The 2,047-nt window shown below is 51.6% G+C and carries 2 protein-coding genes; one reads left to right on the top strand and one right to left on the bottom strand.

What is annotated here, in order from left to right:
• A partial coding sequence (locus tag ACOCD2_RS17590) for a glycosyltransferase (protein ID WP_293653034.1) occupies positions 1 to 1,087 on the bottom strand: 1,087 nt, incomplete at its 3' end.
• A gap of 156 nt (positions 1,088 to 1,243) precedes the next feature.
• Between ACOCD2_RS17590 and ACOCD2_RS17585 the strand changes: the two genes are divergently transcribed.
• Complete coding sequence (locus tag ACOCD2_RS17585; RefSeq protein ID WP_293647298.1) at positions 1,244 to 2,041, top strand: sulfotransferase family 2 domain-containing protein; 798 nt, start codon at positions 1,244 to 1,246, stop codon at positions 2,039 to 2,041.
• The last annotated feature ends 6 nt before the right edge of the window (positions 2,042 to 2,047 follow it).

Here is a 2,047-nt window from a genome sequence, read left to right as displayed (position 1 = left end):
CTATTGTGAACATTGTATCAAAGCGTTTTCCGGCACGTAGGCCCATTTCCCTGCGTTCCGTTTGGTGCCGGGCCAGGTATTCCATTGCTCCTGCCAATGCAGGAACATCTGCAGGGGGAACGACCAGGCCTGTTTCGTGATTCCTGATCACCCAGCTCATACCTGAACCTTTTACACCGGTTACCAGTGCGGGCTTGCCTGCCTGTGCCGCTTCGAGCAATACCATACCGAAGGCTTCGGTTCGTTCAACGGAGGGAAGACAGAGGCAATCACAAGTGGCGAGCCACTGAAAAAGCTGTTCATCCGCTTGTTTCCCAACGAGTTTTACCTTTTCTACCAGTTTGTGGCTGTCTATCAGGCGTTGCAATTCACTGCGCTTTTCGCCATCTCCCACCAGAACAACCTGGATGTTTTCGACATGGGCTACTGCGCGTATCAGGTATTCAAAGCCTTTATAATAGGTGAGGCGGCCGACAGCCAGCACTCTCAGGACCTCGGGGTGCCAGAGGCTTGGTTTGTCGACAGGCGGGGATATATCTCGTTGCGCCAGGCCAAGGGGAATGATCCGGCATTTTTGCTTCCATGCGGAAAGTGGTTCACTGCTTTGCAGATAGGGTGGAGAGGTGGCGATTATGTTGTGGCTGCGTTTCAGCAGCGCCTGTTCCATGGGGCGATAGAACCGGTAGGCCAGCTTTACCCGCCAGTCAAGTTCGGAGGACACTACGTCGGCATGCCAGTGTACAATCCATGGGATGTCTCTTGCTTCGGCAAGCGTCATCACCCAGAATGCAGACGGATTGGGCAGGTGCAGGTGGATGATGTCCGGGCGGAACTCCGAAATGCTTTTCTTCAGCTCGGACCGGAAGGCGGGGCTGATGGGCGTGAAAAACAGGGTGCCGAGACTGCCGATACGGGTGATACGGATGTTTCTGTCCCGGGTTATGGTGGTAGTACGGTGGAGATGGTTGTGCACCAGAATCCCAACGTCCTGCCCGGCCGTGGATTGTGCCTGTGCCAGCGACTGAAGAAAGGTCTCCATGCCACCGTGAAACGGGGGATAATACTTGCCGATGTGGAGGACTTTCATGGGGTGGAATAATAACACCGGCAACCGTTATGGAATACCGAACCCGGCAAGGTAAGATACGTGATCGATGTGTACAAAGCTCCAGTTTGTTGAGAGGTTTTTTTGTGGAACAGCCGTATATTGGAACCATCTTCCCGCCCTGATGGGTGAATAACATTGGCAGAAGATTCAGGGAACAGCACGGAGGGAATACAGTTGCATGACAGGTTTGCCATCATGCATATTCCAAAGTGCGCAGGTACGACACTGAGGAAAATGCTGGAAGCTCGCCATGGCAGTGCTGCGCTTGTGCAGCTCTATTCAAGGAAGGATCAGTTCGGCAGGCCTGACAAAGCGTTGAAAGAATACACGCAGGACTTTGTGATTGGACATGTGGGGGCTGACTACCTGCTCGGCAGGGAACATGGGCGAAAGGTTGTCACCTTCATGCGTGATCCTGTTGAAAGAGTGCTGTCCCATTACTATTACTGGCGATCTATCCAGGAAAATTCCAGGGGACCTAAACTGGCCGCATGCCTGTCACTCAGAGATTTTCTATGTTCGGATGTGGTGGCGGTGAGAAGTCAAATATCCAACCTGCAGGTCTGGATGTTTATTGCTAATATAGGCATGCTGAGCCGGCACCGGATGGCTTGCCGTTCGTTTGACGAGCTGTTTGAAAAAGCGATGGAGAATGCGAGCTTTTTTGATTTTATTGGTTTTACGGAAAGCTTCGATAAAGACCTAGCGCACCTGAACTCAAAATACAACTGGGGTTTGTCCAGTGAGATTGATGTATTGAATAAATCGCCCGACCGAAAGAATGCATCAGAGTTGGATGAAGAAACCATGGACTTGGTCCGTGGTGTAACTAGGCTGGACCGCCGTTTGTATCAGCATGTAAAGAAGCAGATTTATCCATACCAGTTCGACACTGGTGTTTCTGATGGCGATACCCAATTCTCCGGACAGTAGTTATGG

This window comes from Thiolapillus sp. (assembly GCF_048562965.1).
Taxonomy (GTDB): domain Bacteria; phylum Pseudomonadota; class Gammaproteobacteria; order Chromatiales; family Chromatiaceae; genus Thiolapillus; species Thiolapillus brandeum_A.
Note: the sequence above shows the minus strand (reverse complement) of the source record. Positions and strands in the feature narration are given on the sequence as shown.